The organism is Bdellovibrio sp. HAGR004 (genome assembly GCF_055397015.1).
Genome location: NZ_AP029176.1, coordinates 2,946,660 through 2,973,317, shown reverse-complemented (window position 1 = coordinate 2,973,317; position 26,658 = coordinate 2,946,660). Strand labels below are relative to the sequence as shown.

The following is a 26,658-nucleotide window of genomic DNA, read 5'->3' as shown; positions in this document are numbered from 1 at the left end:
TTTTTAAATTAAATATTGAAACGATTTGATAGGTAGATAAAAAATATGGAACGTAAACTTGTAACGGCAGTTTTGCTGGCTCTGACAATGATGCAATCTACAACTTACGCCGAAGTCATTTCGGATCTCCCGGTGCCTGGGGAATCTGGCAGTCATGTTGTATCCTCCACAGTGACAACAGTGTCATCCGGACCAAGAACTCCGCCGCCACTTCCGCCGCCGGTGTCCAATCAGCAGCAGGAACGCTCTGGTTCTGTCGTCATTAGCAGCCTTTCCCGTAAATCCAATGGGACGACTTATCGTATTTCATTGTCACAAGCGACTGTATTGAGTCGCCTTGAGCTGCAGGTTCTTAAAAGCCGTCTGAAGGTTCACTCTGTAAAGGTGATCACTGAGCGTGGACAGGCGCTGTCTGTGCGGGAACTGACGAATACAGGCGTGCTGAACTCCGGCACCACCTCATCGTCGGAAAACCTGAATCTGTCAGATAGAATCACAGCTATTGAAATCGTGGGCGAGTCCTATTCCGCAGAAGCTGATATTCGTTTGATTGCCTTTAGTATGTATTCCAGTCCTCAAATGACTTACCGTCCAGTGGTTGTTGAAAACGGCAATGGGGGGCACTCTGGCTCCGGTTCCGCCGAGGTTTGTTCTGCCAGCACACGCGGTGATGTTTTGATTAAAGCGCGTCTGGATGAAATCGCGGTGTGGAGTCGTCGTATGGACAGCGCACCGGGTGGAAGCACACAGGAAAGTTTTGCTGCCAAAGAACTGGATCGATATGTGAATGATGTTTTGTTCATTCTGCAAAACAATCACAACCAGTTGTCTTTGGCCTACATGCAGGAATTGTTTAAGTTCTATAATCAGAAGTACAATTCTGCTCCGTCAGGCAGTCGTCCCGAGGCTGTGTATGCGAAGCTCGCTCGCGGCTTCAGCGATGCCAGTGTGAAGGTCATGAATCGCGAAATGGACTGCACGATCGCGAGAATGAATGGTTCTTCCGAGCAGATTCTGAATATGCTGACAGGCTACATCGCAGCCTATAACAGAGCTCCTTCGGGCAGTCGTGAAGAAGACAACTACCGCAAACTGATTGTGGCTGCGAAAGCTAAAGTCATTCCGGCATACGAAAAGGAGCTGGAAAGAAAATACAACTTCCGTCAGGTTGTGGCGGAGCTGGAAAATTTCGTGGCCAAATACAACGCAGCACCTTCTGGAAGTGTTTCCGAGGACGTGTATCGTCAGATGATTTTGAAAGCGCGTCATCGTGCCTTGGATATCCTGAAAAATCAGGTGTCTTCCATGAATGCAGAGCAAAAGTATTCTTTGATAGAGGAATTTGAAGGCAAATACCGCCGAGCTCCATCCGGCAGCATCGCCGAAGGTTTTGCCCGGGATGTTTTGGCGGTTGTTAACAGATAATAAGGAGGGGACTGGTCCGGTCCCCTTTTGACACTGTTTTTCTTGGCACAAAGTTTGGATATAGGCTCAACGGATTCACTATTCAGTCTTTAAGGAGACGTTTATGAAAAAGAACCTCATTCTAGGATCAGTTATTGTCGCCTCCCTTGTACAATATACAAGCCCGGCGTTCGCGGATAAGGAAACCATCGGTGGAATTATCGGTGGTATCATCGGTGGTGGTATTGGTACTCAGATCGGTAAAGGGAACGGCAATAAAGCGGCAATTATCATTGGTGCTATTGCCGGGACGATGATTGGCTCTAAAGTCGGCAGGGACCTGGATGAGGCTGATCGCCGTGCCTTGGCAGAAGCGCAAAGACGCTCGTTGGAAGACCGCCTGGGCAGTCGTCGTGACTGGGATGGTCGTGACTACGGTTCCCGCACGGGCGCTCGCGGAAGCTTCACTTCTACACGTGAAGGTTACAATAACCGCACTGGTGAATACTGCCGTGAATACACAAGCGTGATCTACCTTCGTGACCGTACTGAAGAAACCCGCGGTATCGCGTGCTCTCGCCGAGACGGTTCTTGGTATGAAGTGCGTGAAACCGAAGTTCGTTTTGACAATCGCGGCGGCTACGGTGGCGGTGGACGTCACAATGATGGACCGGTAAGACCGACGTACCCATCCCAGCCAACTCGCCCGACACCTCCACCTCCTCCAGGCCAGCATGGTCGTGGTTACGAAGGTTCTGTGCAAATCAGCCAGATCACTCGTCGTTCCGGCGGGGAGTGGATCCGTGTGACTCTTCGTTATCCAGTGACTTTGGAGCGTATTGAAGTTCGTGCGCTGTCTGCAGGCGTGAAAATCCATGAAGCGATGGTTTACACAGCCTCCAACCAGCCAGTTCGCATCAACTACCTGTCCAACACTCGCACAATTTATGCGGGTCAATCCGAAGTTTCCGAGAATCTGAACATCCGTGAACGCATCCAGGTCATCGACCTTCGTGCGGAATCCATGGGTGGAAATGCCGATATCTCGGTGAACGCGATTTCTAATCAGGACCGCCCGTCCTTGTCTGTAGGTCGCTAGAAAGCTCGGGAAGCCTGAAAACGGCCTAGGGGCCTGAAATTTTAAGGAAATTTCACTAAAAGCCAGTCTATGACAAACAGTGTCTAGACTGGCTTTTTAGCGTTCAAAAGCAGATATTGAGTGGGTTTAAAACAAGGAGCTCACTCATGTCTAAGTTGCGTGTTGGTATCAACGGTTTTGGTCGTATTGGTCGTGTTCTTTTCCGCGCGGGTTTTGAAAAATTCGATATCGTCGGAATCAATTCTTTGGACAGCATCGAAGGTGATGCTCACTTGCTGAAATATGACTCTGCTCACGGTGTTTTCGGTGCGGATGTTTCCACGGAAGGCCATAACCTTGTTGTGAATGGCAAAAAGATTCACGTTTCCAAAACTCGCAACCCGGCTGAAGTTCCTTGGAAGGACTGGGGCGTTGATTTGGTTCTAGAGTGCACCGGCGCTTTCAAAGACAAAGCAGAATTCATGCAACATATCGCGGGTGGTGCAAAGCGTGTTCTGGTTTCCGGCCCTGCGGAAAAAGGTGCGGATATCACGATGGTTTACGGTATCAACCATGAATCCTATGATCCCTCCAAGCACATGGTTGTCTCCAACGCCTCCTGCACGACAAACTGCCTGGCTCCTTTGGCAAAAGTTCTGAACGACACCTTTGGTGTTGAACACGGAACCATGATGACAGTTCACTCTTACACGAACGATCAAAAAATCCTGGATGCTCCTCACAAAGATTTGCGTCGTGCACGTGCGGCTGCGGTCAGCATGATCCCGACAACAACGGGTGCTGCGAAAAACGTGGGCTTGGTCTTGCCAGAGCTGAAAGGCAAAATCGACGGTATCTCCGTGCGTGTTCCAACTCCGAACGTGTCTTTGGTGGATTTCACATTCACAGCGAAAAAAGACGTGACGAAAGAGTCCGTGAACGAAGCCCTGATCGCGGCTTCCAAAGGTGCTTTGAAGGGCATCCTGGCTGTTGAGCACAAAGAACTTGTCAGCGTTGATTTCAACGGCAATCCGCACTCTTCTATCGTGGATCTGGCTTCCACAATGGTTGTGGGTCCTCGCATGGTGAAAGTTCTTTCCTGGTACGATAACGAAACAGGGTTCTCTAACCGTATGGTGGATGTTGCTTTGTACATGCAGCAGAAAGGTCTTTAATCCATGGCTAACGGTCTTAAAGGCATCAAGACAGTTCGTGATTTCGAGTTGGCGGGAAAAGTCGTTTTCCTGCGCCTGGATCTGAATGTTCCAATGGAAAACGGCAAGATCACAGATGAAAACCGCATCACGGCTTCTTTGCCGACAATCAAGTATTGCATGGAAAAAGGGGCGAAGCTGGTTATGGCGTCCCATCTGGGTCGTCCTAAAACAAAAGACGACACAGAGTTTTCTTTGGAGCCGGTAGCCAAGCGCCTGCAGGATCTTTTGAATGCTGAAGTGATTCTGGTGGAAGAACCAGATTCAGATGCTCCAAAGCATCTGCTGCCATCTTTGAAGCCAAATCAGCTGATCCTTCTTGAAAACGTTCGTTTTGAAGAAGGGGAGACCAAAGACTCTATCGAGTTCGCACAAAAGATTGCCAACTACTGCGACGTTTATATCAACGACGCCTTCGGGGCTTCTCACCGTGCTCACGCAACCATTCATGCTTTGCCTTCAGTGATGAAGGATAAGGGCATTGGTTTCCTGATCGAAAAAGAAATCACCATGCTGGATTCTTTGCTGCAAAATCCAAAACGCCCGTACATCGCGGTGATGGGTGGTGCGAAGGTTTCTGACAAGATTGCAGTGATCGAACGCCTGATGGACGTTGTGGATGGCTTTATCGTGGGTGGCGCGATGGCGTACACTTTCCTGAAAGCTCAAGGTTTGCCAGTCGGGAAGTCTTTGGTTGAAAATGATAAACTTAAATATGCCAAAGAAATGATTGAGCGTATTGAAGCTCGCAACAAAACTATTTTGTTGCCAGTGGATCACGTGGCTACCAAAGGCATCACGGACACGGCACACGCGCATGTGACCAATGATGTGGCGATTGCGGAAGATGAACTGGGCGTGGACATCGGTCCTAAATCCATCAAGAACTTCTCTGCGGCTTTGCGTGAAGCGGGCACTATTTTCTGGAATGGTCCTATGGGCATCTTTGAAAATCCGGCCTTCGCAAAAGGCACTTTCGGTGTGGCGGCAGCCATCGCTGAAAGCAACGCGATCAAAATCGTGGGTGGTGGTGATTCTGCTGCGGCGGCGGAAGCTTCCGGCTTTGCAGGTAAGATGACTCATATCTCCACTGGTGGTGGTGCTTCTTTGGAATACCTTCAGGGCGATAAATTGCCAGGTTTGGAAATACTAAGAACCCGCATCCGCTAAGGGCGGCGGGTGAAAAGGGCCTGCCCTTGGCCCTTCGGGCTAGCGCTCAAGAATAGCATCCTGCTATTCTTGTCAGCGGACCGTCACCCTAAGCATCTGGACCCTTTTGACCAGCCTTGGTTTGGTCTGTCTTCCTCTCAATTTTCAAAGGATGAAATTAATGAAAAAGATTTTTGCTGCTAACTGGAAGCTTTTTAAATCTCCCAAAGAAACGCGTGAGTTCTTTGCTCAGTTCAAAGAGCTGGCGGGCAAAGCTACCGGCGAAGTGGTCTTTTTCCCTTCGGCGATTTCCCTGGAAGCAGCCAGTGAATCCTTAAAAGGCACCGCCATAAAGTGGGGCGCGCAGAACGCTTACTTCCAGGCGCAAGGGGCTTTCACGGGTGAAAACTCAGCACAGGTGGTGAAAGAACTGGGCGGCAGCTATATCCTGATTGGCCACAGTGAAAGACGCAGTCTGTTCGGTGAAGGGGATGCTTTGGTCGCTGAAAAGGTGGCCTTCGTGCAGGGCTTGGGACTGACCCCCATGTTGTGCATTGGTGAAACCCTACAAGAACGTGAGTCCGCAAAAACCTTCCGTGTTTTGGAAACCCAACTGAACTTGGGTTTGGCCAAAGCCGACAAAACAAAACCGGTGGTGATTGCCTATGAGCCAGTCTGGGCCATCGGGACGGGGAAGGTTGCAACACCGGAACAAGTGGCAGAAACGCACACTGACGTGTATTCAATTTTGAAAGCTTTAGGCTTTGAATCTGCGCCGATTCTTTACGGAGGCAGTGTCAAGCCGGACAATGCTGCGGGACTGATCAAGCAGCCACACGTGAATGGTTTCCTCGTTGGAGGAGCTTCTTTGGAAGCAAAATCCTTCAGCGAGATTGCTTCCGTTTGACGGGATTTGATTTCTTTCAGCCGTCGCCAATTTTTTTCTGGCGAGCGGCATCTTTGACGGCGCCTTCAACCAGTTTGGCGTCTGATGTGGAAAGCTTCTTGAGATTGTTCAGGAAGCTTTTTTTGTTTTTCTCGTACAAGGGCAGAATCACTTCACCCGCATACTGGGTCGGATCTTTTTTCAGAAGCACAACGGCCGCTTTAATGATCTCGTCTTGCAGTTCATCGGTGCCGGATTCTTTAATGGCTGTGGCAACAGCTGCCTCCAAAGCCGCAAAGGCTTTGTCCTGGGCTTTCATATCATCTTCAGAAAGCTTGGTTTCTTCTGTGACTGTGACTAAGGAATCCACTTTGGCGGCTTGAAGCTTTTCGATGGCTTCACGCACGTCATAGAACGCCGCTGTTGCAGGGAAGGCAAAGAAAGAACAAAGAATCAGAGTCATCAGTTTTGTTTTCATTTGGCTCTCCTTCCTATGGTTTAATCATCACGCCGATCATTCGGTAAGGCTTTCCTTGGGCGGCATATCTGCGGGCCTTCGGAGAGCTTAAGAACGAATTGCCGGAATAGAAGTCACTAAGGAACCCGCCGTTGTTACCCCAGTCCGTTTTGATCTGAACGTCGCCGGATTCCTTGGTATTGTTATGATAGACGATGACGGCTCCTTTGGGAACGTCCGCAGGACTTTTGATCATGTCGCGGTATTTGGGATTGTCCAGCAGATTGATCATGCCCTGAGCTTTCAAATCACGCACGGCCTCGCGAGCATGACCCCCCGGAGGATAGCGGTCAATCATGTCACCACCCATCAAAGCACGTTTGACAAAGCGATAGCAGTATTTCGTCGATCGGGGACGTTTGTTTCTCATCCCATAGCTGATGGAGTTTTTAACTTCTTTTCCTTCAGAATAGCGCATGATCATTGGATCATCGGCCCATTTGCCAGCCGCTGCATTGCGGGGGATGGACTCATCAGAAGAACGTTTGATTTCAGTGCCGACGTCTTTGATGTTCTGAATATTGCGCTCAGCGGGATCCGTGGTTTGCGACACGGAGCAATTGATACAGATGTCACCCTCTGTTTTTTTGGGGTCTGTATTTTTAGCTAAATTGGGATCAACGGACGGCAAGGGCTTTTGATTGGCTTTGACCAGTTCTTTTGTTGGCAAAGTCGGATTGGCGACAGTTCCTTCAATGGGAAGACCTTCCCCATCACGGCGTGCGCGCGAAGTCAGGGCCACTTCCGGGTCTTGAACTTCAGATCCTTCTTTGTCTTTGAATTCCAGCCAGGGATCTTTTTGAGAGAAGTACACCCAGACTTCATCACCGACTTTGGCGGAGTTTGTTCCCTTGGCGGTGCCCACTTTTGTAAGGCGCACTTTCAGGCCATACGAGCCGGTGCGTTTCAGCTGTCGGGTCTCAAGAATGGTGGCTTCCGAGTCCTTGGGGACAAGGGATGTGATATTGCGGGCATTGGAGCGGAAGTCGACGGAGGAGCGGCCGTTCAGGTCTCCGGAGAAAACCACGTCCTGAAGCTCCTGGGGGACTTCAGCCAAGGCTGAGCTTCCCAGCAGGGTCAGTGCGACAAAGATGCGAAGAACGCGATTCAATAAACTCAAATTAATATTCCTAAAGGGCTCTTCGGACTTTTGTTTAAAATATGAAGCTGATCATCTTTAAACAAGTCGAAGGTCCTGCTGACTTCGTGGTGTCTTCAAGTTGTCTCGGTCTGAGATCGATTCTTGGCAGTGAACGAAGCATTCCAAAAGTGGATTCAATATCTGTACCCGGGCGGAGGACACTACAACGCAGTTGGAGCGGCTTTCGTTGTCAGGGGTGGTGAATTCGTACAGGAGATGAACAGGGCTTTTCAGTAGGAGGGAGTCTTGGAATGAAACAAAGGGAAAGTAAAAAGGAGGCTTGCGCCTCCTTTTTGCTTTTTAGAACAAAGCGTTCTTTGGTGTTCGTGGGAACGGGATTACATCGCGGATGTTACCCATGCCGGTGATGTACATCATCATGCGTTCAAAGCCCAAACCATAGCCCGCATGCGGGAAGGTGCCATAGCGGCGCAGATCCGTATAGAAGGAATATTCTTCCGGATGCAGACCCACTTGTTTCATGCGCGCCTCCAGAAGTTCCAGATTGTCTTCACGCTGAGATCCGCCGATGATCTCGCCGATTCCAGGTGCCAGCAAGTCCATCGCGCGCACGGTTTTTCCATCCGCATTCAACTTCATGTAGAAGGCCTTGATTTCTTTTGGATAGTCCGTCACGAACACCGGCTTCTTGAAGTGCTCTTCAGCCAGGAAGCGTTCATGTTCAGATTGCATGTCGATGCCCCACTGTACAGGGTACTCGAACTTCTTGCCGGATTTTTGCAGAATCTCGATGGCTTCCGTGTAAGTCACGCGGGCAAACTGGTTGTTCAGAACATTGTTCAGTTTGTCGAACAGACCTTTTTCCACGAACTGATTGAAGAACTCCATCTCTTCCGGACATTCCTGCATCACATAGCGGATGATGTACTTGATCATGTCTTCAGCCAGTTCCATGTTGGCTGTTAGATCCGCAAATGCAATTTCGGGTTCAATCATCCAGAACTCCGCCGCGTGGCGGGAGGTGTTGGAGTTTTCCGCACGGAACGTCGGACCGAAAGTATAGATGTTACGGAAGGCCGCGCAGAACGTTTCGCCGTTTAGCTGACCGCTCACAGTCAGGTTGGTTTCTTTGCCGAAGAAGTCCTGGCTGGCATCGATGCTGCCATCTTCTTTGCGTGGAGGTTTATCCAGCTTCAAAGTGGTCACACGGAACATCTCACCAGCGCCTTCTGCGTCAGAGCCGGTGATGATCGGGGTGTTCACGTACACGAAGTTCTGATCATGGAAGAACTTGTGAATCGCAAAAGCCAGCACGGAGCGTACGCGGAAGACGGCCGAAAAGGTGTTGGTGCGTGGACGAAGGTGGGCGATCTCACGCAGGAATTCCATGCTGTGACGTTTGTTTTGCAGAGGATATTCCAGGTCGGCTTTCTGTACGATTTCGATTTTGGAAGCCATCACTTCAAAGCTTTGGCCAGCGCCCTGGGATTTCACCACTTTGCCGGTCACGTAGATGGAACTTGAAATGGAAAGCTTTGCCACTTCCTCAAAGTTGGAAAGATTGGTGTCAAAGACCACTTGAACCCCTTTGAAGAAGGTTCCGTCATTCAATTCAATGAATCCGAAATTCTTTTGATCGCGAATTTTGCGAACCCAGCCGGACAGAAAGACTTCCTTGTCCAGGTGCTTTTCGGTTTCTCTAAATAGTGATTTTACCAATGTTGTTTCCATAAAGGCCCTTTCAGCAATCCAAATAACCTATCTCTCTTCGGGCTGGTGCGCAAGAACCTGCGGTCTCGCTTCGAGGCGATTGCACGAGATCTTTTCGGGAAGCTTATGGGGGGACTCAAAATGCGCATAACGCGAAAAGTCATTGAGCAGCTAGTTTCCTGATATCAATAACTTAAATTGAGACCGCGTCTTGCTGGGGGTCTTGGGGAGGCCTAGAATAAGGATGGCTTCAGGAAGGAGTCCTTATGGCAACCCGAACTCATTTTCGATTGTGTCATATTTGCGATACGGTGAACTCGGCGGAAGCCGAGCTTGTGACGGCCTGTGAGTGCTGTGGAAAGCACCTTGCACCCTTTTACTTTTTCGACGAGAGTAAGGCCATGGGCATGACGGAATCGAATTTTTACTCCAGTATCAGCGGGGTGAAAGGCACGGCGTCTGTCCTTCCCCATAAGGAGTATCCTCCGATATTGGGGTTAACTGTGTATTGGGAGCCCTGATCCAAAATGAAAGTCAGCTTTGCAGACATCAAGAAAGCCCGAGAGTTATTAAAAGACATCATTTGCCCCACCGAGCTGAGCCACTCCATCAGTGCCAGCAATCTTCTGAAGAGCGAAGTCTATTTTAAATTTGAAAACACCCAGCGCACCGGAAGCTTCAAGTTCCGTGGTGCGTATAACAAGATCTCCAATCTGACAGCGGAAGAAAAAGCCCGCGGCGTGGTGGCCAGTTCTGCCGGAAACCACGCACAAGGGGTGGCGTTGTCGGCGAAACTTGCGGGTGTAAAGTCCACCATCGTGATGCCTGAAACGGCGTCCATCAGCAAAGCCTCGGCAACTCGCGACTATGGAGCCAATGTTGTTCTGAAAGGCGAGATCTATGACGAGGCCTTCGAGTACGCCCAGAAGCTTGAAAAAGAACATGGTTATACTTTCGTGCATCCGTATCAGGATCCGTATGTGATTGCGGGTCAGGGGACTATCGGAATCGAAGTTCTGGAGAAGGTGCCTGATCTGGAATCCATCATCGTGCCGATCGGTGGTGGCGGTTTGATCAGTGGTGTGGGCTTGGCAGTTAAGTCCATCAACCCGAAAGTACGTGTGATCGGTGTGCAAAGTGATCGTTCACCGGGAATGGCGCATCTATTTAACAAGCAGCCGCTGTCCCAGGCCAAAAGAGCCGCAACGATTGCCGATGGGATTGCGATTAAGAATCCGTCTCAGGTGATGCTGGATAGTTTTATTTCCAAGTACGTGGATGAAGTTGTGACCGTCAGTGATGACGAAATCGCAGAGGCGATTGTGTTCCTTATGGAAAGAGCCAAAACTGTGGCCGAGGGCTCGGGAGCGGCTGCCATGGCCGCAGCCATGTCGCGCAATTTGAATCTGGGTAAAAAGACCTGCGTGATTATCAGTGGTGGAAACATTGACTTGAATATCGTTTCCAAGATCATAGATCGCGGTCAGATCCTGCGTGGGCGCCTGTGTGAGCTGTCTGTGATCGTGGACGACCTTCCAGGTAACTTGAGTCGTTTGACTCAGGCCATTGCCGCTCAGAAAGCCAACATCCTGGAAGTGCGTCACGACCGTGTTTCCAAGGGATTGTCTTTGCGTGAAACCCGCATCGACTTCGTTCTGGAAACTTCAAGCATTGATCATGCTGAAAAAATTAAAGTGGCCTTGGAGCAAACAGGTGCCAAAGTGGTGGCAGGCTCGTAGGGCCTGCTATCTTAGGCCTCCGGATACAGGGTCATCAAATTGTGTGAGGCCCTGGGCTTTGCAGTGCTTTTCTCAGAAGCATTTTTCTCCCCCGAATCCAGCGACAGGTACTTTTGTGGGGATTCTTTCCAATCGTGCAGATTGTACTTATTCAGAATGCGCTGCAATTCTCCGTTGCGACGAAGTTCTTCCACACCTCTACTGAGGATGTCAGCATAGGTTTCCGAATGGGGATTGTTGGGTGAAAAGGCGATAAAAAGGTCCACAGCCTCGTCTTCGACCCAGCCAGCGATCTTGTAGTTTTCGAATTTATGGTGGTTTGTGTGGGTCAGGTACTGAAGTACCAAAGGGTTTTCGATAAATCCATCCAGACGCCGGGCATTGAGCATGCGAATCATCTGTTCTAGTGGACGGTCCCCAGAAAAAGGAATGAACGTGCGATGGCGGTGACGAATCAACGGATCCACACTGCCACCATAGGCATAGCCGTTGATGACCCCAATGCGCTTTCCTTGCAAAGAGCTGCGACCGGTGTATTCCCACTGTGAATCCTTGGGGACAAAGAAGGCATTCTTCATCAAGCCCAAAGAGTTTTTCGGAAAGATGAAGTCGGGCGCATCTGCCACGCAGGCCCCCAAGATGCCCTGGGCCTTGTTGGCGCGCGCGTCTTTCACAGAACGAGCCCAGTTCGTCGTGACAATTTGAATGTGATGGCCTTGGGGCTCAAAGACGGCTTTGGCGATTTCCACCATATAGCCAGGTGTGGAGGATTCGGGGTTGCAGACGTAAGGGCACCAGTAGTCCGAGCGCAGGACAATCACATCCGCTTTCGCACCGGAGGCAAATAACAGAATGAGGACTGTTAGAATGACCGATTTCATAGGGCCCCTCTCATTACTTACTCCTATGCAATACTGTGCTGTCCAGCAAGTTGCACGGATAAAAAAGGACCTTTCTTAAATGTAACCTAAGTTACTTGAACTCGATCTTTCTTTCGAAATGGCAGGTGTATCCACCCGGATTCTTCTGTAAATAATCCTGATGATATTCTTCAGCGCTCCAGAAGTCCGCAGCTTTGACGATCTGGGTGACGACGGGATTTTTCCACGCGCCTGATTTTTCCACACGTGCGCGCACAATTTCCGCTTCATCTTTTTGTTTGTCAGAGGTGTAGAAAATAGCGCTGCGATACTGAGTGCCGATATCGTTGCCTTGACGGTTGCTTGTGGTTGGATCGTGGATCTTAAAGAAGTAAAGCAACAAATCCTGATACTTCAACTTTGTCGGATCAAAAGTGATCTTCACGGTTTCAGCGTGATTTGTTGTGCCGGTTTTGACAATGTTGTAAGTGGCATTTTTGGTTTCCCCACCCATGTAACCCACCTCGGTCTGAAGCACACCAGGTAGTTTGCGCAATAAATCTTCCATACCCCAAAAACAGCCGCCGGCAAGGTAAGCCACTTCTGATGAACTCACGTTGTTTCCTTTCTTGGGCTTGGTTGTCTGTGCAAGGCAACTCAAGCTGACACCCAATGCAATAATTAAAGTGATCAGTGCTTTCATGGCAATGAGTTTAGCACCGACATATTTGACAAGCCAGCATCTGAATGGATTTGAGTATGTCAAAAAACAAAGACCGACAAGGTGTCGGTCTTTGTGAGGAAGATTTGCTATTCAGATCGACCGTATCCGCCACCCGAACCCGAGCACAGAGTCAGGATGTCTTGTTTTGCGAATTTCTGCTGTCCCAGAACTGGCAGATGTTTGGCGGTCTCACCAGTTTCAACCACCACCTCGCACGGGTCACCGTGGGAACAGTTTTTCAAAAGGCGGGGACGGTGCAGAGTCAAGTCGGTCAGCCAGGTGGCCTCCGCCTCTTCACGCATTTGCAGCTTGAGAATCAAGCCACGACCGCCGTTGAACTTGCCTTTGCCGCCATTGGATTGGCGTTGATCCACGCGCAAAACTTTGACTGGGAAGTCTCGCTCCAGCTGCTCCAGGGAAAAGGGAGTCAGGGTGGCGCAAGAACCATCACGGTCAGCCCGGGCGGATTCGCCCCCAGGAAGACGCAACAATTGGTGCTTGTCGCCGGAGCGCAGATCAAAGTGCAAGGCACAGTGGCTGCTTAAAGAGGTTTCTTGTTTGTGATGAATCTGTGCTAAGGCCAGTTCGATTGCAGCCTGTAAAGCCGCCACCCCGCACGTCATGCCCTTGAAGGTGGGGGCAGGATATTTTCCAACCAGCCAACAACCAGTGGGTTTGGTGATTTGTAAAACGGCGAAGGACCCGCTGTTGGCCAAATCTGTGAAACCATAATGACGGCTGATCGCATGGAAGCAGGCGCCGTAAGTCGCAGACTCGGTCAAAGAAACAGTTTTTGCAGCACTGGTGCCGCTGAAATCCATGGACACTTTTCCATCCTGAATCTCCAATGTCAGACGCAGAAGCTCACCGCTGTCCAGCACCACGTCCACACGTGCTTCACCCGAAGCGCTTTCAGAAATTTTCTGAGAAGCGGCCTGCTTGCAAAGTTGCAAATAGTCTTCGATCAGTTCACCCGTGATGGTGAAACCGGTGAACTCGATGGCTTCGATCAGTTTTTGTGCACGCAAGCTCAGATCCTGAACTTGCTCTTTCAGCCAATCCACAAAATGTGCGGGGCAGGCCGGGTGGGCCTGCATGGCCGTCAGGATCATTTCGTTGACCTGATTTTTCTGGCGTAAAGGCATGGGCGGAATGCGCAAGCCTTCTTCTTCCACGGATTTTACCAGAGTGATTTTGGTGTCCAGTGCACGACGAGTGACCCACAACAGATCTTCAGACACGGCCATGACAAAAGTCATCTCTGAAAGCAGGCTGCCGCCGCTGTAAGGGTCATTCAGAAGAGCGATGTCGCCTTCCTGCAGATTTAAATATTTCGCAGCCGTGGTGGCGGCTGTGGTCAGGGTTCCGTAAGTCACGGGCATTTGCCCGCGCACAGCCAGAACATCGCCGTCCAAAGTCATCAGTGCGGATTCACCCACCAAAAAGTCATTCAGCAGGGAATGCAAAAGTTCAATTTGATAGTTCATGACAAGGCCGCCTTCAGGGCTTGAGCGCCCCACAATGCTGTGGATTCAGATTCGCAGAATTCTTGCTCGATGATGGTGGTGTGCGGATCTTTTTTGAAGATGTTCGCAAACAAAGGCGCCAGCGGGCCGGTGACTTTCAATTTCTTGGTCTGACGGCGCAGACGGCTTTCCATCGCCAGTCGCTGTACGCTCAGGCTTTGCAGTTCCTTGGTCAGGTGATGCAAGTCCGTGTCGCGCAAAGAGCTGATTTTCGAAAGAGTCAAAAGTGCGTTTTTAAAGCGCTGAATGCCTTGTGCGGAAACACGGTCTTCAAGGCCTGCGATTTTTGCCAGCTTCGAGTTGTCAGACCATACATCCAGCAAACTCATCTTCTGACCACGCCCCAGGAACATCGGGCCTGGTTCCCACGCTTCCTGTTGGTTGGAAAAATCAAAACGGCCAAAGCTGTTGAGCTGAATGCCAAGTGTTGGTTGAATGCCCAGGTTGTGGGTTTTCAAACGTCGCACTTCGACTGGTCCCCATGGACTTTGCCATGCAGATTCCCACTGTGAAGGGGAGATCAGGGCGAACTGCTCAAGTCCCAGATAAAGAATATCAGCGGTGTTGGACGCGTCGGCCAACCCCAGAGCAGACAGCGACGCAAACAGGCTTCCCACTTCGCGCTGGCTTTCTTCCTGGAAAAGATCCCCGGCACTGTCCAGGAAGTGGATGTTCTTTCTGTCGATGGCGGCTTCCAAGCCGGCATACAGCTCGCTTTTGATTTCCGCAAAGACGCCGGAAAGTGTGGCGTTCAGGGCATTTTTGGTCCAGCGACTGACTTCGTGTGGATTGTCAGATTTTTCCGGGACAAAGACCTCCAGGCCTTTCTCCTGGAAGATTTTTTTAGCTTGCTCCAGGTGAACCGGATTCGTCGCAGAGTGCAGGAAGTTCAGACATACTTTCTTGCAGTCCATCAATTGCACCTTGGCAGCGATGGCTTCAACCTCTTCAACTTGTAAAGGCAGTTCAACCTGACCGTCGGCCAAAATGCGCTCGCGCACAGAGAATTGCAGGTCTTTGCTGGTCAATGTGTGTTCCGGGGATCCACAGATATTGAGCCAGTGCTCAACACCTTCCGTGCTGACGTGGGCCACAGCGCCGCTCAGGCGGTGGTCCAGAAGTTTTTTAGGCACGCGCAGGCTGATAAATGCCTTGGCAATTTGTTGCTCTTTGTAGGGGGCGACGAACTGGGTCAGCGACGTCTTAAGGTTCTCACGCGAAAGATAGACTCTTTTCTGCGCAAGGGAAGTGGAATCTGACAGGAGAGAGAATTCGGCGAAAGAATCACCGACACTCACTCCCAGCAAAAGGCTGTTATGCATTTTAGAACGCTCTCTATTGAATTTACACTGGAATTAAGTTAGGCGATCAGGTATAGCAAAATATTCTCTCTAAGAAAAGGATTCTAAAGTGAAGATTTCTCCCGAAATTTTGAATCTGGTGCCGTATAAACCTGGTAAACCGATTTCCGAGACACAACGTGAGTACGGGCTCACGACAGTGTATAAGCTTGCAAGTAACGAGAATCCTTTGGGTACTAGCCCCAAAGCCATGGTGGCGGTGAAAGCGGCCCTGGAGCATCAAAATCTGTATCCAGATCCTTCGCATTATGAGCTTTTGCAAACTCTGTCAAAAGAATGGGGCTTCCCGACAAAACAACTTGCTATTGGCAATGGCAGCGACGAGCTGATTGACCTTTTAACGCGCATTTATTGCGAACCCAAAGACGGTGTTTTGACATCCGTGGCGGCTTTTAATGCGTATGAAGTCAGCGCACCGGCCAATCGAGCGGTTATTCACAAAGTGCCCATGGCAGCAGGCTATCGCTTTGATCTTCCGGCGGTGGCGGATTACTTCCTGTCTCATCCGGAAAAAAACATCCGCTTGATTTTTGTTTCTAATCCCAACAATCCGACGGGCACCTATGCCACCAAGGCTGAGATCGAAACTTTCTTGGAAAAGGTCGGAAATCGTGACGACGTGATGGTGATTTTTGACGAGGCCTACAATGAGTTTGTGCGTGCTAAAGACTATGCGTCTGCACAAAGTTATATGGGGCAGTATAAGAACCTGATTGTTCTTCGCACTTTCTCTAAAATCTATGGCCTGGCGGGTTTCCGCATCGGGGCGATGATTGCGCCGGCAGAGACGATTGAAGTCTTTAACCGGGTGCGCAAACCATTTAATGTCAACGATTTAGCGCAAGTGGCTGCAAATGCGGCTCTGCAAGATAAAGAATTTATTGAGCGATCGCAGCAGATTTGCTGGAAAGGGCTTGATTACTTCTACAAGAAGTTAGAAGAATTAGGCCTGCCTTACATTCCATCTCAGGGAAATTTTGTCATGTTTGACACCCTCCGCGACGCCGCCAAGGTGAACGAAGCCTTGTTACGTCGTGGAATTATTATGAGACCGCTATTGAACTACGGGTTCAAGACGCATTTGCGTTTGAGTGTAGGGTTGGAGCATGAAAATGAGGCCGCTTTGAAGGCCTTGGCAGAAGTTCTAAAAGAAATTCCGCCGCTGTAGTTTTGGAGAATTATGGGAATGGTTATTACGATTGATGGCCCTGCGGCCTCTGGTAAATCTTCAGTAAGTCGTGAGCTGGCTCGCCGTTTGGGCTGGCAGTGGGTTTCCACAGGTGCTTTCTATCGTGGTTTGGCGTTTGCCGCTCTTCAACTGCAAATTGATCTTGATGACGTCAAAAATCTGGCTGAGTTGACTCACAATCCCGTGTGGAGTGTGAGAATGGACCAAGACCGCACCCGCGTGTTCTTCCAGGATCAGGACGTGACAGATCTGATCGCTCATGAAGATGTGGGTAATTTTGCCAGTAAGGTCAGTCATTATCCAGAAGTGCGTAAAGCCCTTTTGGATGCCCAGCGTGGTTGCTCTGAAGGCCCCCATGGTTTGGTGGCTGAGGGCCGTGATTGCGGCACTGTGGTCTTCCCAAAGGCGGAAGCGAAGGTTTACCTGACAGCCAACTCTGAACACCGCGCCGCTCGTCGGGCAGCGGAGCTGGGGCTGGATCATGGTGATATGGTGAAAGCACAGCAACAGCGTGATTTGCAGGACTCCACACGTAAAGTGGCACCGATGGCGATTCCTGAGGATGCTCTGGTCGTGGACACGACGACTTTGAACCTGGAACAGGTCGTTGATAAAGTCGTCGATTACGTTAAAGGAAAAATCTAATCAGAACCCGAGGGATCTATTTCTTAGATCCCTGCAATAGTGTCTTGGAAATTCCCAGCCCCAGCGCGGCGCCAAAGCACACTTCACCCCAGTCGGTTCCACCTTCCACAAAGGCTAAAAAGCCTGAATCTTTTCTGCCCACGTATTTCAAGCGCGGCAAATTCTGATCATACGAATAGTAATAACAAGGTCCCATTTGCAGGCCTGCCATTTTTAGCGGTGTCACGTCGTAGCCTTTGTTTTGTAACGTGGCTGCGGCTCTTTTTACCTGGAAGATGCCTCGTTCTGTCATTTTCGTGAAGTCATAGTATTTATCCTTACCTGCCGGCCAAGTGCCCATGTCAAAGTATTCGCCCCAGCCCTTCATCAGGCCCATGAAAATCTGACGCCCTAACTGATCGCCATCGTTGCCGCCATTGAGCTTTCCCAAAGCTTTGACGGGGGCCCAGGTGTAAAAAATGCGTCTCATCTGTGTGCTGTCGCTTTTTTCCACGATGCCCCCACCACGGAATCTCCACATGATGGAGCTGATGTACATGGTGATAAACTCACGATCCGCGTCGCTTAAATTGGGATAAGGCAGACGCGGGCGGTGCAGTCCCTGTTTTGTGATGGCCTGCCGGTCTGCTTCTGCCTGCTGACGGCCTTTTTGATCAATGTCGATCAGGTGTGCTTCGGCTTGTTGGATCTCCTGTTGTAAAGTTTCGAGGGTCTTTGCCAGCTCAGCGCGTTCTTGCGGGGACAGAGTCAGGCAGTTCTTCGAATCCAGCAAACTCAGGATCTGCTGATAGTCCTTTTTCTGTTTTTGCACTTTATCCAGCAACTCGGTCATGCGAACTTTGCTCAGCATCAGGCGTATTTTTTCCAGAAGTTCCGGCGTCACCAGATTCGCAGCAAAGTCCACGTATCTTAGCGGGGCGGCGATCGCCTGGGCCAGTCCGCTTATCTCGTCCATTTTTGAGTAGTGAATTTCGCCCGGTCCCAGATCGTTCACGTAAAGTTCCGGCTGATAGGCCTCTTCACAGGAGGCGCGCAGGTTTTCCGCCGAAAAAACTTTGGCGAAGGTCACGCGCGGGAACACGCAATGGTTTTTAATTTTCTGCAGGTGTTCTGTTTTAAGACCCTTGTGGCTTTCGCAGAGGTTCGTGGCCGGCAAAGGGCGCCAGCGGGTGTTGCTGGGATTGTTGACCGTATTCAGCAGTTCAGTCAGCTCATTGAAGAAATAGAGGTCCACATCAGCCAGTGTCACGAGAGACACGGAGTCATTGTGCTGACGGGAAACCTCCAGCGGAAGCTTTGGAAATACCTCCACGATGTCCGCGCGATTGTAGAGGGAGGAGTCCCTGTAGATAAAGGAATGATAGGTTTCAGCTCCGGAAGAGCTGGTGAAAGCCAGGATGCTGGTTAATAAAAAGTAACGCCATCTCACCACGTACCACCTCGTGCGTTTTTAAGTTCAAGAGTGTTTATTTACATGCAAGCCCATGCCAGCTCCTTTCAGGAGCGTTTTCGTCAAATAACTAGCCAATCAATGCGGAAAAACGTCAGGGCTCTTTCGGGCCAGTGTTGGAAATCACATAGGGATGCGACCTGGGGCTTTGTTATCATGAAGCAATGAAAGCTCTGGGTTTTGCTATTTTCATCCTTCTTGTGAACTGTTCGATTTTTGCTGCCGAAAAGCCGGGCGCAGAGACCATTCAATGGGCGATGACGGATTTCCCGCCGTTTATTTTGCTTTCTTCCGATGGCGCTAAGGTCGATATTCAAAAATCTCAAGGACCGTTTGCTGAGATTTATCGTGAACTGGAAAGGTCCCTGCCGCAGTACAAGCACACATTTGTCAGGGCTTCTTTTTTGCGTGCGGAAAGATTGTTTTTATCAGGACGACATTTTTGCACATTGCTTTTGCAGGACACGCCCGAACGTGCCCGCTATTTGATTTTTGGAGCGGAGGTGGCCAGAGCCTTGCCTATCGGTCTTGTGATGTCCTCCACCTCGTACAACAAGTTTCAGCAGTATGAAACCTCCGAAGGCATGGAGCTGGCCAAGCTGGTACAGAGGGGGGAGTTCCGGCTGGGGGTTGTGCAGGGGCGTTCCTATTCCAACAAAATTGATGAGGTGATTTTGAAAGCGAAAGACTCTTACCGCCACGTCAGCGATCAGGCGGTGGGTGGTCTATTCACCATGCTGGAAAAGAACCGGCTGGACGGGGTGCTGTCGTATTACCTTGAAGAATGGAATCATCGCAAAGGACAGGGATCAAATTTGCTGAAGTATCTTCCGGTGAAAGAGGCTCCCCCCTATATTTCGGTCAGGGCCTCTTGCGAAAAGACCCCTTGGGGTGAGGTCACGATCAAAGAGATCTCAAAAGTTGTGGTGGAAAAGAACGTCCGGGGCCGAATTTTTGATTATTTTCAGAAATCTTTGCCGAAAGAGATGAAAGGAAAAGTCCGCGAGATCTATCGGGGGCTTGTGCCTTGAAGGAGCTCAGGTCCAATAGGTTTGATCTGAAGGAGTGCTGGTCTAGGATTGCCCCAGAGGATGTGCGTTCGCATAATCCGGGAACTCTTAAATCTCTGCCAAACCGCGTAAAACCTTTGACTTCCAGCCCCTTAGGTCGCTAAACCAGTGATTCGCCTTAAGTGCGAAGAAAGGTAACGGGTAGGGTCCATGAGATCTTACTACGTGGGAGGTTTACAAAACACGATATGACAAAACAATTGAACAAAGCCGAATTGGAAAAACAGAAAGTTCTAGCTTTCTTGGATGCAGAGGACTCCAAAGTCCCAGCAAATCCTGGCATTTTGAATGCAAAATCTGAGAAAGGTGACTTCGACTCTCTATTCGAAGCATCCATGAAAGAGCAAGACTTCAAAGTCGGCGACGTTGTAACAGGTACTGTAGTTGAAGTTCAGTCTGACTACGTTCTTGTTGATATCAACTACAAGTCTGAAGGCTTGATCGCGATCAATGAATTCCGTATCGTTGACGGTGTTCGCGAAGTGAAAGCTGGCGACAAAGTAGAAGTTTTGATCGACCGTATCGAAAACGAAAACGGCATGATCGTTCTTTCCAAGGATAAAGCAGACATGCTTCGTGCATGGACTGATATCTCCAAAGCGGCAGAGAACGAAGAAGTTATCGAAGGTACTGTTGTTGCTAAAGTTAAAGGCGGCTTGAGCGTTGATATCGGCGTTAAAGCATTCTTGCCTGGTTCTCAAATCGATTTGCGTCCGGTTCGCAACATGGACGTATACTTGGGCAAAAAGTTCAAATTCAAAGTTATCAAATTCAACAAAAAGCGTGGCAACATCGTTCTTTCCCGCCGTGCGCTTCTTGAAGAAGAACGCGACAGTTTGCGTTCTCAAACTTTGGACACTATGGCAGAAGGTTCTGTGGTTACTGGTGTTGTTAAGAACATCACTGACTACGGTGCGTTCATCGACCTTGGTGGTATGGACGGATTGTTGCACATCACTGATATGTCTTGGGGCCGCGTAAAACATCCTTCTGAGATGTTGAACGTTGGTGACGAAATCCAAGTTAAAGTTCTTAAGTATGACAAAGAAAAAGAACGCGTATCTTTGGGTATGAAACAGCTTCATGCAGATCCTTGGGAATCTGTTAAGGCTTCTTATCCTCCAGGCACTAAGCTTAAAGGAAAAGTTGTTTCCTTGGCTGAGTACGGTGCATTCGTTGAGCTTGGTGAAGGCATTGAAGGTCTGATCCACGTTTCTGAAATGTCCTGGACTAAACGTGTAAAACACCCTTCTCAAATCGTAACTGTTGATCAAGAAGTTGAAGTAGTGGTTCTGGAAGTTGACACTGAAAACCGCCGCATCAGCTTGGGCATGAAGCAACTTCAAGCCAACCCATGGGTTGAATTGAAAGAATCTTATGCTCCAGGTACAATCATCGAAGGCGAAGTGAAGTCTGTAACTGACTTCGGTATCTTCATCGGCATCGAAGAAGGCATCGACGGCTTGGTTCACATCTCTGACTTCTCTTGGACTAAACGTGTAAATCATCCAAATGAGCTTTACACTAAAGGCCAAAAAGTTCGCGCGGTTGTATTGGGCGTAGACATCGAGAACGAAAGATTCTCTTTGGGTATCAAACAGCTTGAGTCTGACCCTTGGTCAAACATCGAGAACAAATACGCTATCGGCACTCAGCACGATGTTAAAGTAACGAAAACAGCTGATTTCGGTGCTTTCGTAGAGCTTGAGTCTGATATCGAAGGTTTGATCCACATTTCTGAACTAACAACAGACAAAATCAACTCTGTTGAAGAATTCATTAAGCCAGGTCAATCTGTAAAAGCAGAAGTTATCTCTATCGACAAAGACGCTCGTAAGATCGGTTTGTCTGCAAAACTTGTTAAACTTCGCGAAGCAAAAGCGGACGTTGACGATTACGTTAAAAAAGCAACTGCGACTTCCAAGTCTACTTTCGGTGACTTGTTCGCTGACCAGTTGAAAAACGTAAAAACTGACAAGCAGTAATTCGATCAAGACCAAAGGCTGATCCGCAAGGGTTCAGCCGGTCGAGGACGATTGACTGACAAGTCTTAAAAGGGGACCCTAGTAGGGTCCCTTTTTTTATTTGAAAAGGGACCTTTTTCATCCATCCGCTCGGGGGCCGATATGAAGGGCAGCTTTTTCAAAAAATTGGTAATCATCTTTTTAGTTTTCGTGGGTTTGGGCGCTTTGCTGAAAATGGGCGGCGATTTCTTCGGAAGCCCTGACAAAAAGGTCACGGCCAAGAACACCATTCTGCATCTGGAAATGAACGGCGTTATTCTTAACGGCAAAAAGTTCATTAAGAATCTTAAAAAATATCGTGATGATGACAAGGTGAAAGCGATCCTGATCAGCATCAACTCACCAGGCGGCTCTGTCGGACCTTCCCAGGAAATCTTTGCTGAGATCAAACGCGTGCGCGATGAAATCAAAAAACCTGTGATCTGTGTCAGCACGGGCGTGATGGCCAGCGGGGCTTATTATGCGGCCGTGGCTTGTGACAAAATCGTCGTGGCTCCGGGCTCTTTGGTGGGTTCAATTGGTGTGATCATGGAGTTCGCCAATCTGGAAAAGCTCTATGACTGGGCAAAGATCTCTCGCTATTCCATCACTTCCGGCAAATTCAAGGACTCCGGGGCTGAGTACCGTCCCATGCGTGAAGATGAAAGAACTTTGTTCCAAAGCATGATTGATGAAGTCTATGCCCAGTTCAAAGGAACTGTCGCAAAAGAGCGCAAGCTTCAGGAAGATGTTGTTGCTGAGTACGCGGATGGACGTGTCTTCACGGGCGCCACGGCAGTAAAAATGGGCTTTGCCGATCAAGAAGGGTACTTCGAAGATGCGGTGAAATTAGCGGCGGAAACGGCGAAGCTGGGTGAGCACTATGAAGTCTTTGAGATCCCGAAAAAGAAAGTCAGCATCTTTGACCTGGGGGGCGGTGAAACTGAAGACGACCTCAACAGCTTGGCGGAGTTCGCGGACATCATGAAGGGGAAATCCTTTGGTGCGGACATGGAAGGTGCGATGAAGTACATCCTGCGTGCGAAGTATTTGAATCAGCCGCTGATGTTGATGCCGGGTTACTGGGAGTAGGTCATGAAAGCTCTAGGTTTCTTTTTGCTGACATTGTTTTGTGCAGGATGGGCCCAGGCCAACCCTCAGGATCCTCGTCAGCCCCAGTCATGGTTCGATATTCGTTGGAAGGGATATTACTATCTGACGGCGGATATTGAGCCAGCGCCGGGTGTGATTTTTAAGACCGGGCAGAAGTTTGAATTTGTCGGAATCACCGGGGGTGGTGGTTATGTGCCTGTCACTGTATTTGAGCTGAAACCTTTGGTGTGCGAGACGCCGCAGCTTGAAACAGAATTGGTTTTGTTGAATCCTGCGGGTGGAAACAAAACGGAAATTGGCTTTGAGATGCGCAAGAACTGCGTGATGGTTTTCTTTGTGGAAAATCGTCTTGTTGGCACCTCCAGCTATTTCACTGACAGCACGGAGTAATCATGGCAGCCAAAAAGGCTCGTAAAAAGACACCCTCCACCAAGAAAGCGCCGATCAAACGACCGGCAGCGACCCACGGGAAAATTCAGATCGGCAAAGATGTGTGGCCGATGGAGCGCGATGTTCTTTTTCGTCCTGACCGCATGAAGTATGTGCGCAAGCTGATCAAACCCGAAGGCTGCGTGTTCTGTCGGGCTTCGGAAGAAAAAGTCAGCTTTGACACTCTTTGTGCGTTTAAAAGCAAACATTCCATGGTGGTGTTGAACAAGTTCCCCTACAACAGCGGACATCTGCTCGTATTGCCAAAGCGCCACTGTGGCGATCTTTTAAAACTTTCTGATGAAGAATACATGGATCTGCAGAACACCATCCGTTTGGTGATGAAAGCTTTGAACGAGCTTTATCAGCCAGGTGGCATCAACGTGGGTTTGAATCATGGGGCGGTGGCCGGGGCGGGTATCCCGGAACATTTGCATTACCATGTCATTCCACGCTGGACCGGGGACCTTAACTTCTTCCCTTTAATTGCTGAGACCAAGGTCTTGGTTGAAAGTCTTGAGCAGACCTACGAGAAGGTTTGGAGTATTTTAAGAAAATATGAATAGAGGCGTGACTTTCCAAACAGCTCCACTGACACCGGCGGTGAAGTGGTTGCTGATCATCAATGTGGCTATCTGGTTTGTCTTCCAAGTGATCATGGAAGGTTTTCTGCGTGTTCCTTTCACGTCGATCTTCGGTTTGTTCCCGGGGAAGGTTCTGTTTGATTTCCAGATCTGGCAGTTGGGCACCTACATGTTCCTGCACTCAATGCAGGTCACACATATCTTGTTTAACATGCTGATGTTATGGTTCTTCGGGGCCGAGCTGGAGCAGCGCTGGGGTTCAAAGTTCTTCCTGGTCTATTATTTCGTGTCCGGCATTGGCGCGGCGATTTTGTACTGCCTGGGGGTTTGGATCTATGCCTTGACCACGGGTTCTCAGACCGGATTGATTGTGCCGGTGGTGGGGGCTTCCGGGGCCGTGTTTGGTCTGTTGTTAGCTCAAGGGTTGATCTTTGGTGAGCGTATTGTTTACTTCTTTATGCTTTTCCCGATGAAGACCAAGTTCTTCGTGGCTTTAATGGGCTTGGTGCAGTTGGCCTCTCTGATGACCTCCAGCGTCAGTGGCGGGGAAGTGGCTTACTTGGCCCATCTGGGGGGCATTGTTTCGGGCTTTATCTGCCTGAAAACCAAGGGCTGGCTGGATCGCAATGACCTTCGGAAGAAGGCTAAAAACAAGGGGCGCAACCTGCGTCTGGTCGTTAATAACGAAAAGAACGATAAAAACGACCGTCCCCCCAAATATTGGAACTAACTTCAGAAGCCTTGTGAAAATCAAGGCTTCTGGTGTTTTATGTGGCATCCTCCGCTGGACGGGGCGGGGATTTTGCGCTATAAAAAAGGGCTCGATCGCAAAAGGGAGTTTTTATGTCTTTGGCTCAGGCTAATAAGAATTTGAAATATGATAAGCGTATGACTGAAAACAAAATCAACGCAGGTGAGTTGTCCAAAGAAGAATGGCAGAAGCACCTAGAGCAACTTCCTGATCTTTCTCACAACGTAGAAACGTTCACTATGGACGGTAAAAATACGAAGGATGAAGACTCTCACTAATTCCCGGTGATCTGATCCGCCCCAGCTGAAAACTTTTGGGGACTAAGAAGCACAACCATCAAAAGTGGTTGTGCTTTTTTTATGCCCAAAAGACCACGCCCGTGAAGGGGTGGGTCGGGATGAAGAGCTACTGTGTTTTGTTTGAAGAGGCGGTCATGGAGTTTTCCCGAGCAATGGCTGCCGCGACTTCGTTTTGATTGAAGGGGGCCCACTCTTCACGGATGATTTTGAAAGAGTCACCGGATTTCAGCGCATAGATGGTTTTAACGCCGTAGTCGATGTGCTTGTCGGATTCATAACGTTGAAGCGTTTTTACCAACAGCTGATCGTTGTGCTGAACGATATAAGGTTGGGACAGGTGAACCTTGATGTATTCGTACTTGGATTTCAGGCTCTTCTTGTGATTCTTCCAGGAGTTATAATTAAAACCCGGAGCTTTAAAGCCCGCATCGTAGTAGGACATGTACTTTTCGATGTCCTGGGTTTCCCAAGCCTGTCTCCAGCTTTCAACGAAGTTGCTCAGGGCCAGACGGCGCTTGTCGTGTTCGTCTTTGCTGACATAGTCCACGTGATCAAAGATCAAAATTGGTGTTTCACCCAGCTTGATATAGTCCGCCAGCTTTTTGATCACATCATTGCGAACCACAACACAACCGCGGGAACCGCGAGTCAAGGGAACTGAGTCCGGAATAGCATGCAGCCAGATACCAGAACCCGTTTTGTTTTCGCGTTTGTCGAAAAGATTCGGATAGTTCGTGGTGAAGGCCAGTGCCCCGTAAAGACTGAAAGGAATCTTGGGCTGACTTAGGCGTTCTTGCAGGAAGTAAATACCTTCCGGAGTTTTATGATCATCTCTTTTGGTTTTGTTGCCACCCATTTTGCCGATGTCGGCTGGGTATTCGGTGATCTTTTGAATCAGTTCCCCATTGCGTTCAAAGACAGAAAGTTTGCGCTGTTCTTTATCGACCAGAAATACATAGCGGGAAAAGGCTTCGGTTTCTGAAATCTGCAGCAAAGAAGCGGGCAGCAGCTCTTTCTCGTTTTGGGATTTGGGCGCGACAACAGGATCCGCCATGGTCGGCAGACTCAGGAAAAGTAAAGCACAGCCCGTGAGGAAACATCTCATATTCTTATTATGCCCGAAAAGGTCTTGTTCTTGTCAAGTGGCTGTCCTCAGGTGTCCAGAGGTTGGACATTTTTCGCGTAATTTAGTTGTAAATAATGAGGTCTAAGATCTTAAGACCTAAGCCTGTCTCACCGATAAAATCTATGACAAGAGGTTTATACATGGCTGAACAAAAAGAGCAATCGACCGCGAAACCGCGCAATATGGCAATGATCTTTCAAGTGGCCTTCGCGGTGCTGAATCTGGGTGTCATGGGGGGCGGGGCTTACATGGTTTATGCCTCGACTATTGGATGGGAAAGCCCCAAGGTGACAGAAGAAGAGGCCGAGCGGGAATTGGCCTCCACAGCCAGTGAAGCGGACACGGCGCCGTTGATCTATACCATGGATAAATTCACGGTGAATTTGGGTGGTGAGCCCAAACGCACCATCCGTCTTGAAATCAATCTGCAAATGCTGGGTAAAGAAGGTTTTGAAGAGGTCATGGAGCCTGAAAACCGCGCCAAAGCCCGCGATCGCATCGTCCGTCTGCTAAATGATAAACCCTTTGCAGACCTGGACAGTATTCAGGGGAAACTTTTCTTGAAGGACAAAATCGCCGGGGAAGTGAACGGCATCCTTCGTCGTGGCATTGTGAAGGATGTTTTCTTCTCTGACTTCGTTGTTCAATAGGATATCTGCCAAAAGTCTTAAAAGTCCTTAAGGTCATTGTCATCACAGCCCTGCGGTTTCAAACTAGGTGCAGAGTCGT

General features: G+C 49.4%; 26 protein-coding genes. 16 read left to right on the top strand and 10 right to left on the bottom strand.

Features of this window, described 5'->3' with window-relative positions; genetic code table 11:
* Positions 1-45: 45 nt before the first annotated feature.
* The 5 genes from ACZ5ZV_RS14805 to tpiA all read left to right on the top strand — a co-directional run bounded on the left by ACZ5ZV_RS14805 (position 46) and on the right by tpiA (position 5,752).
* Positions 46-1,425 carry a beta-sandwich domain-containing protein gene (locus tag ACZ5ZV_RS14805; RefSeq protein WP_464117967.1) on the top strand — a complete coding sequence of 460 codons (1,380 nt, stop codon included), beginning with the start codon at positions 46-48 and terminating at the stop codon, positions 1,423-1,425.
* 103 nt (positions 1,426-1,528) lie between these two features.
* A complete protein-coding gene (locus ACZ5ZV_RS14800) occupies positions 1,529-2,503 on the top strand; it encodes a beta-sandwich domain-containing protein (protein ID WP_464117966.1) in 975 nt (324 codons plus the stop codon).
* Positions 2,504-2,649: 146 nt separating this feature from the next.
* Positions 2,650-3,657 (top strand): type I glyceraldehyde-3-phosphate dehydrogenase, encoded by a 1,008-nt coding sequence (gene gap / locus ACZ5ZV_RS14795; protein WP_464117965.1) that lies wholly within the window; start codon positions 2,650-2,652, stop codon positions 3,655-3,657.
* 3 nt (positions 3,658-3,660) lie between these two features.
* Positions 3,661-4,866 (top strand): phosphoglycerate kinase, encoded by a 1,206-nt coding sequence (locus ACZ5ZV_RS14790; protein WP_464117964.1) that lies wholly within the window; start codon positions 3,661-3,663, stop codon positions 4,864-4,866.
* A 160-nt stretch (positions 4,867-5,026) separates the two neighbouring features.
* Complete coding sequence (gene tpiA, locus ACZ5ZV_RS14785) at positions 5,027-5,752, top strand: triose-phosphate isomerase (protein WP_464117963.1); 726 nt, start codon at positions 5,027-5,029, stop codon at positions 5,750-5,752.
* A gap of 16 nt (positions 5,753-5,768) precedes the next feature.
* Here the strand turns inward: tpiA and ACZ5ZV_RS14780 are convergent, their stop codons facing one another.
* From ACZ5ZV_RS14780 to ACZ5ZV_RS14765, 4 genes are all read right to left on the bottom strand, one after another.
* Positions 5,769-6,209, bottom strand: a complete 441-nt coding sequence (locus ACZ5ZV_RS14780) for a phosphoenolpyruvate carboxylase (protein ID WP_464117962.1) — start codon at positions 6,207-6,209, stop codon at positions 5,769-5,771.
* Between the two features lie 13 nt (positions 6,210-6,222).
* Positions 6,223-7,368 carry a hypothetical protein gene (locus tag ACZ5ZV_RS14775; RefSeq protein ID WP_464117961.1) on the bottom strand — a complete coding sequence of 382 codons (1,146 nt, stop codon included), beginning with the start codon at positions 7,366-7,368 and terminating at the stop codon, positions 6,223-6,225.
* A 321-nt stretch (positions 7,369-7,689) separates the two neighbouring features.
* Positions 7,690-9,081 carry an asparagine--tRNA ligase gene (gene asnS, locus ACZ5ZV_RS14770; RefSeq protein ID WP_464117960.1) on the bottom strand — a complete coding sequence of 464 codons (1,392 nt, stop codon included), beginning with the start codon at positions 9,079-9,081 and terminating at the stop codon, positions 7,690-7,692.
* Between the two features lie 212 nt (positions 9,082-9,293).
* The gene (locus ACZ5ZV_RS14765; protein ID WP_464117959.1) at positions 9,294-9,533 is read right to left on the bottom strand and encodes a hypothetical protein; all 240 of its coding nucleotides are present in this window, start codon (positions 9,531-9,533) and stop codon (positions 9,294-9,296) included.
* A 54-nt stretch (positions 9,534-9,587) separates the two neighbouring features.
* Here ACZ5ZV_RS14765 and ilvA point away from each other — a divergent pair, with 54 nt between their 5' ends.
* On the top strand, positions 9,588-10,799 hold the full coding sequence (ilvA, locus tag ACZ5ZV_RS14760; RefSeq protein ID WP_464117958.1) for a threonine ammonia-lyase: 1,212 nt from the start codon (positions 9,588-9,590) through the stop codon (positions 10,797-10,799).
* An 11-nt stretch (positions 10,800-10,810) separates the two neighbouring features.
* On the opposite strand, the gene ACZ5ZV_RS14755 is transcribed toward ilvA, so the two are convergent.
* The 4 genes from ACZ5ZV_RS14755 to ACZ5ZV_RS14740 all read right to left on the bottom strand — a co-directional run bounded on the left by ACZ5ZV_RS14755 (position 10,811) and on the right by ACZ5ZV_RS14740 (position 15,231).
* Positions 10,811-11,680, bottom strand: coding sequence for a substrate-binding periplasmic protein (locus ACZ5ZV_RS14755; protein ID WP_464117957.1), 870 nt, complete (start codon positions 11,678-11,680; stop codon positions 10,811-10,813).
* A 91-nt stretch (positions 11,681-11,771) separates the two neighbouring features.
* A complete protein-coding gene (gene msrA, locus ACZ5ZV_RS14750; RefSeq protein WP_464117956.1) occupies positions 11,772-12,362 on the bottom strand; it encodes a peptide-methionine (S)-S-oxide reductase MsrA in 591 nt (196 codons plus the stop codon).
* Between the two features lie 107 nt (positions 12,363-12,469).
* A complete protein-coding gene (locus tag ACZ5ZV_RS14745) occupies positions 12,470-13,870 on the bottom strand; it encodes a hydantoinase B/oxoprolinase family protein (protein WP_464117955.1) in 1,401 nt (466 codons plus the stop codon).
* Positions 13,867-15,231, bottom strand: coding sequence for a hydantoinase/oxoprolinase N-terminal domain-containing protein (locus tag ACZ5ZV_RS14740; protein ID WP_464117954.1), 1,365 nt, complete (start codon positions 15,229-15,231; stop codon positions 13,867-13,869). The genes ACZ5ZV_RS14745 and ACZ5ZV_RS14740 overlap by 4 nt, the downstream gene beginning before the upstream one ends.
* An 88-nt stretch (positions 15,232-15,319) precedes the next feature.
* Between ACZ5ZV_RS14740 and hisC the strand changes: the two genes are divergently transcribed.
* The gene (hisC, locus tag ACZ5ZV_RS14735) at positions 15,320-16,438 is read left to right on the top strand and encodes a histidinol-phosphate transaminase (protein WP_464117953.1); all 1,119 of its coding nucleotides are present in this window, start codon (positions 15,320-15,322) and stop codon (positions 16,436-16,438) included.
* A gap of 18 nt (positions 16,439-16,456) precedes the next feature.
* Positions 16,457-17,104, top strand: coding sequence for a (d)CMP kinase (cmk, locus tag ACZ5ZV_RS14730; RefSeq protein WP_464117952.1), 648 nt, complete (start codon positions 16,457-16,459; stop codon positions 17,102-17,104).
* A 16-nt stretch (positions 17,105-17,120) separates the two neighbouring features.
* Here cmk and ACZ5ZV_RS14725 read toward each other — a convergent pair whose 3' ends face one another.
* Complete coding sequence (locus tag ACZ5ZV_RS14725) at positions 17,121-18,533, bottom strand: FlxA-like family protein (RefSeq protein WP_464117951.1); 1,413 nt, start codon at positions 18,531-18,533, stop codon at positions 17,121-17,123.
* Between the two features lie 185 nt (positions 18,534-18,718).
* On the opposite strand from ACZ5ZV_RS14725, the gene ACZ5ZV_RS14720 reads away from it, so the two are divergent.
* The 7 genes from ACZ5ZV_RS14720 to ACZ5ZV_RS14690 all read left to right on the top strand — a co-directional run bounded on the left by ACZ5ZV_RS14720 (position 18,719) and on the right by ACZ5ZV_RS14690 (position 24,782).
* Complete coding sequence (locus ACZ5ZV_RS14720; RefSeq protein ID WP_464117950.1) at positions 18,719-19,585, top strand: TIGR02285 family protein; 867 nt, start codon at positions 18,719-18,721, stop codon at positions 19,583-19,585.
* A 227-nt stretch (positions 19,586-19,812) separates the two neighbouring features.
* Positions 19,813-21,609, top strand: a complete 1,797-nt coding sequence (locus tag ACZ5ZV_RS14715) for a 30S ribosomal protein S1 (RefSeq protein WP_464117949.1) — start codon at positions 19,813-19,815, stop codon at positions 21,607-21,609.
* 141 nt (positions 21,610-21,750) lie between these two features.
* A complete protein-coding gene (sppA, locus tag ACZ5ZV_RS14710; RefSeq protein WP_464117948.1) occupies positions 21,751-22,719 on the top strand; it encodes a signal peptide peptidase SppA in 969 nt (322 codons plus the stop codon).
* A 3-nt stretch (positions 22,720-22,722) separates the two neighbouring features.
* Positions 22,723-23,130, top strand: a complete 408-nt coding sequence (locus ACZ5ZV_RS14705) for a hypothetical protein (protein WP_464117947.1) — start codon at positions 22,723-22,725, stop codon at positions 23,128-23,130.
* 2 nt (positions 23,131-23,132) lie between these two features.
* Positions 23,133-23,735: an HIT family protein gene (locus ACZ5ZV_RS14700; RefSeq protein WP_464117946.1), complete on the top strand. Its 603-nt coding sequence runs from the start codon at positions 23,133-23,135 to the stop codon at positions 23,733-23,735.
* Positions 23,728-24,483: a rhomboid family intramembrane serine protease gene (locus ACZ5ZV_RS14695; RefSeq protein WP_464117945.1), complete on the top strand. Its 756-nt coding sequence runs from the start codon at positions 23,728-23,730 to the stop codon at positions 24,481-24,483. Before ACZ5ZV_RS14700 ends, ACZ5ZV_RS14695 begins: the two co-directional genes overlap by 8 nt.
* Positions 24,484-24,596: 113 nt before the next feature.
* Entirely contained in the window at positions 24,597-24,782 is a 186-nt protein-coding gene (locus ACZ5ZV_RS14690; RefSeq protein ID WP_464117944.1) for a hypothetical protein, read from the top strand.
* Between the two features lie 127 nt (positions 24,783-24,909).
* Here the strand turns inward: ACZ5ZV_RS14690 and ACZ5ZV_RS14685 are convergent, their stop codons facing one another.
* Positions 24,910-25,908: a L,D-transpeptidase family protein gene (locus ACZ5ZV_RS14685; protein WP_464117943.1), complete on the bottom strand. Its 999-nt coding sequence runs from the start codon at positions 25,906-25,908 to the stop codon at positions 24,910-24,912.
* A 161-nt stretch (positions 25,909-26,069) separates the two neighbouring features.
* Between ACZ5ZV_RS14685 and ACZ5ZV_RS14680 the strand changes: the two genes are divergently transcribed.
* Entirely contained in the window at positions 26,070-26,579 is a 510-nt protein-coding gene (locus tag ACZ5ZV_RS14680) for a flagellar basal body-associated FliL family protein (protein ID WP_464117942.1), read from the top strand.
* Positions 26,580-26,658 lie beyond the last annotated feature (79 nt).

What these genes read in the sequence shown, in the direction of transcription:
- ACZ5ZV_RS14805 (WP_464117967.1), top strand. Translation starts at nt 46, where the DNA reads ATGGAACGTAAACTTGTAACGGCAGTTTTGCTGGCTCTGACAATGATG.
- ACZ5ZV_RS14800 (WP_464117966.1), top strand. Translation starts at nt 1,529, where the DNA reads ATGAAAAAGAACCTCATTCTAGGATCAGTTATTGTCGCCTCCCTTGTA.
- gap (WP_464117965.1), top strand. Translation starts at nt 2,650, where the DNA reads ATGTCTAAGTTGCGTGTTGGTATCAACGGTTTTGGTCGTATTGGTCGT.
- ACZ5ZV_RS14790 (WP_464117964.1), top strand. Translation starts at nt 3,661, where the DNA reads ATGGCTAACGGTCTTAAAGGCATCAAGACAGTTCGTGATTTCGAGTTG.
- tpiA (WP_464117963.1), top strand. Translation starts at nt 5,027, where the DNA reads ATGAAAAAGATTTTTGCTGCTAACTGGAAGCTTTTTAAATCTCCCAAA.
- ACZ5ZV_RS14780 (WP_464117962.1), bottom strand. Translation starts at nt 6,209, where the DNA reads ATGAAAACAAAACTGATGACTCTGATTCTTTGTTCTTTCTTTGCCTTC.
- asnS (WP_464117960.1), bottom strand. Translation starts at nt 9,081, where the DNA reads ATGGAAACAACATTGGTAAAATCACTATTTAGAGAAACCGAAAAGCAC.
- ACZ5ZV_RS14765 (WP_464117959.1), bottom strand. Translation starts at nt 9,533, where the DNA reads ATGGGGAAGGACAGACGCCGTGCCTTTCACCCCGCTGATACTGGAGTA.
- ilvA (WP_464117958.1), top strand. Translation starts at nt 9,588, where the DNA reads ATGAAAGTCAGCTTTGCAGACATCAAGAAAGCCCGAGAGTTATTAAAA.
- ACZ5ZV_RS14755 (WP_464117957.1), bottom strand. Translation starts at nt 11,680, where the DNA reads ATGAAATCGGTCATTCTAACAGTCCTCATTCTGTTATTTGCCTCCGGT.
- msrA (WP_464117956.1), bottom strand. Translation starts at nt 12,362, where the DNA reads ATGAAAGCACTGATCACTTTAATTATTGCATTGGGTGTCAGCTTGAGT.
- ACZ5ZV_RS14745 (WP_464117955.1), bottom strand. Translation starts at nt 13,870, where the DNA reads ATGAACTATCAAATTGAACTTTTGCATTCCCTGCTGAATGACTTTTTG.
- ACZ5ZV_RS14740 (WP_464117954.1), bottom strand. Translation starts at nt 15,231, where the DNA reads ATGCATAACAGCCTTTTGCTGGGAGTGAGTGTCGGTGATTCTTTCGCC.
- cmk (WP_464117952.1), top strand. Translation starts at nt 16,457, where the DNA reads ATGGTTATTACGATTGATGGCCCTGCGGCCTCTGGTAAATCTTCAGTA.
- ACZ5ZV_RS14720 (WP_464117950.1), top strand. Translation starts at nt 18,719, where the DNA reads ATGAAAGCTCTGGGTTTTGCTATTTTCATCCTTCTTGTGAACTGTTCG.
- ACZ5ZV_RS14715 (WP_464117949.1), top strand. Translation starts at nt 19,813, where the DNA reads ATGACAAAACAATTGAACAAAGCCGAATTGGAAAAACAGAAAGTTCTA.
- sppA (WP_464117948.1), top strand. Translation starts at nt 21,751, where the DNA reads ATGAAGGGCAGCTTTTTCAAAAAATTGGTAATCATCTTTTTAGTTTTC.
- ACZ5ZV_RS14705 (WP_464117947.1), top strand. Translation starts at nt 22,723, where the DNA reads ATGAAAGCTCTAGGTTTCTTTTTGCTGACATTGTTTTGTGCAGGATGG.
- ACZ5ZV_RS14700 (WP_464117946.1), top strand. Translation starts at nt 23,133, where the DNA reads ATGGCAGCCAAAAAGGCTCGTAAAAAGACACCCTCCACCAAGAAAGCG.
- ACZ5ZV_RS14695 (WP_464117945.1), top strand. Translation starts at nt 23,728, where the DNA reads ATGAATAGAGGCGTGACTTTCCAAACAGCTCCACTGACACCGGCGGTG.
- ACZ5ZV_RS14690 (WP_464117944.1), top strand. Translation starts at nt 24,597, where the DNA reads ATGTCTTTGGCTCAGGCTAATAAGAATTTGAAATATGATAAGCGTATG.
- ACZ5ZV_RS14685 (WP_464117943.1), bottom strand. Translation starts at nt 25,908, where the DNA reads ATGAGATGTTTCCTCACGGGCTGTGCTTTACTTTTCCTGAGTCTGCCG.
- ACZ5ZV_RS14680 (WP_464117942.1), top strand. Translation starts at nt 26,070, where the DNA reads ATGGCTGAACAAAAAGAGCAATCGACCGCGAAACCGCGCAATATGGCA.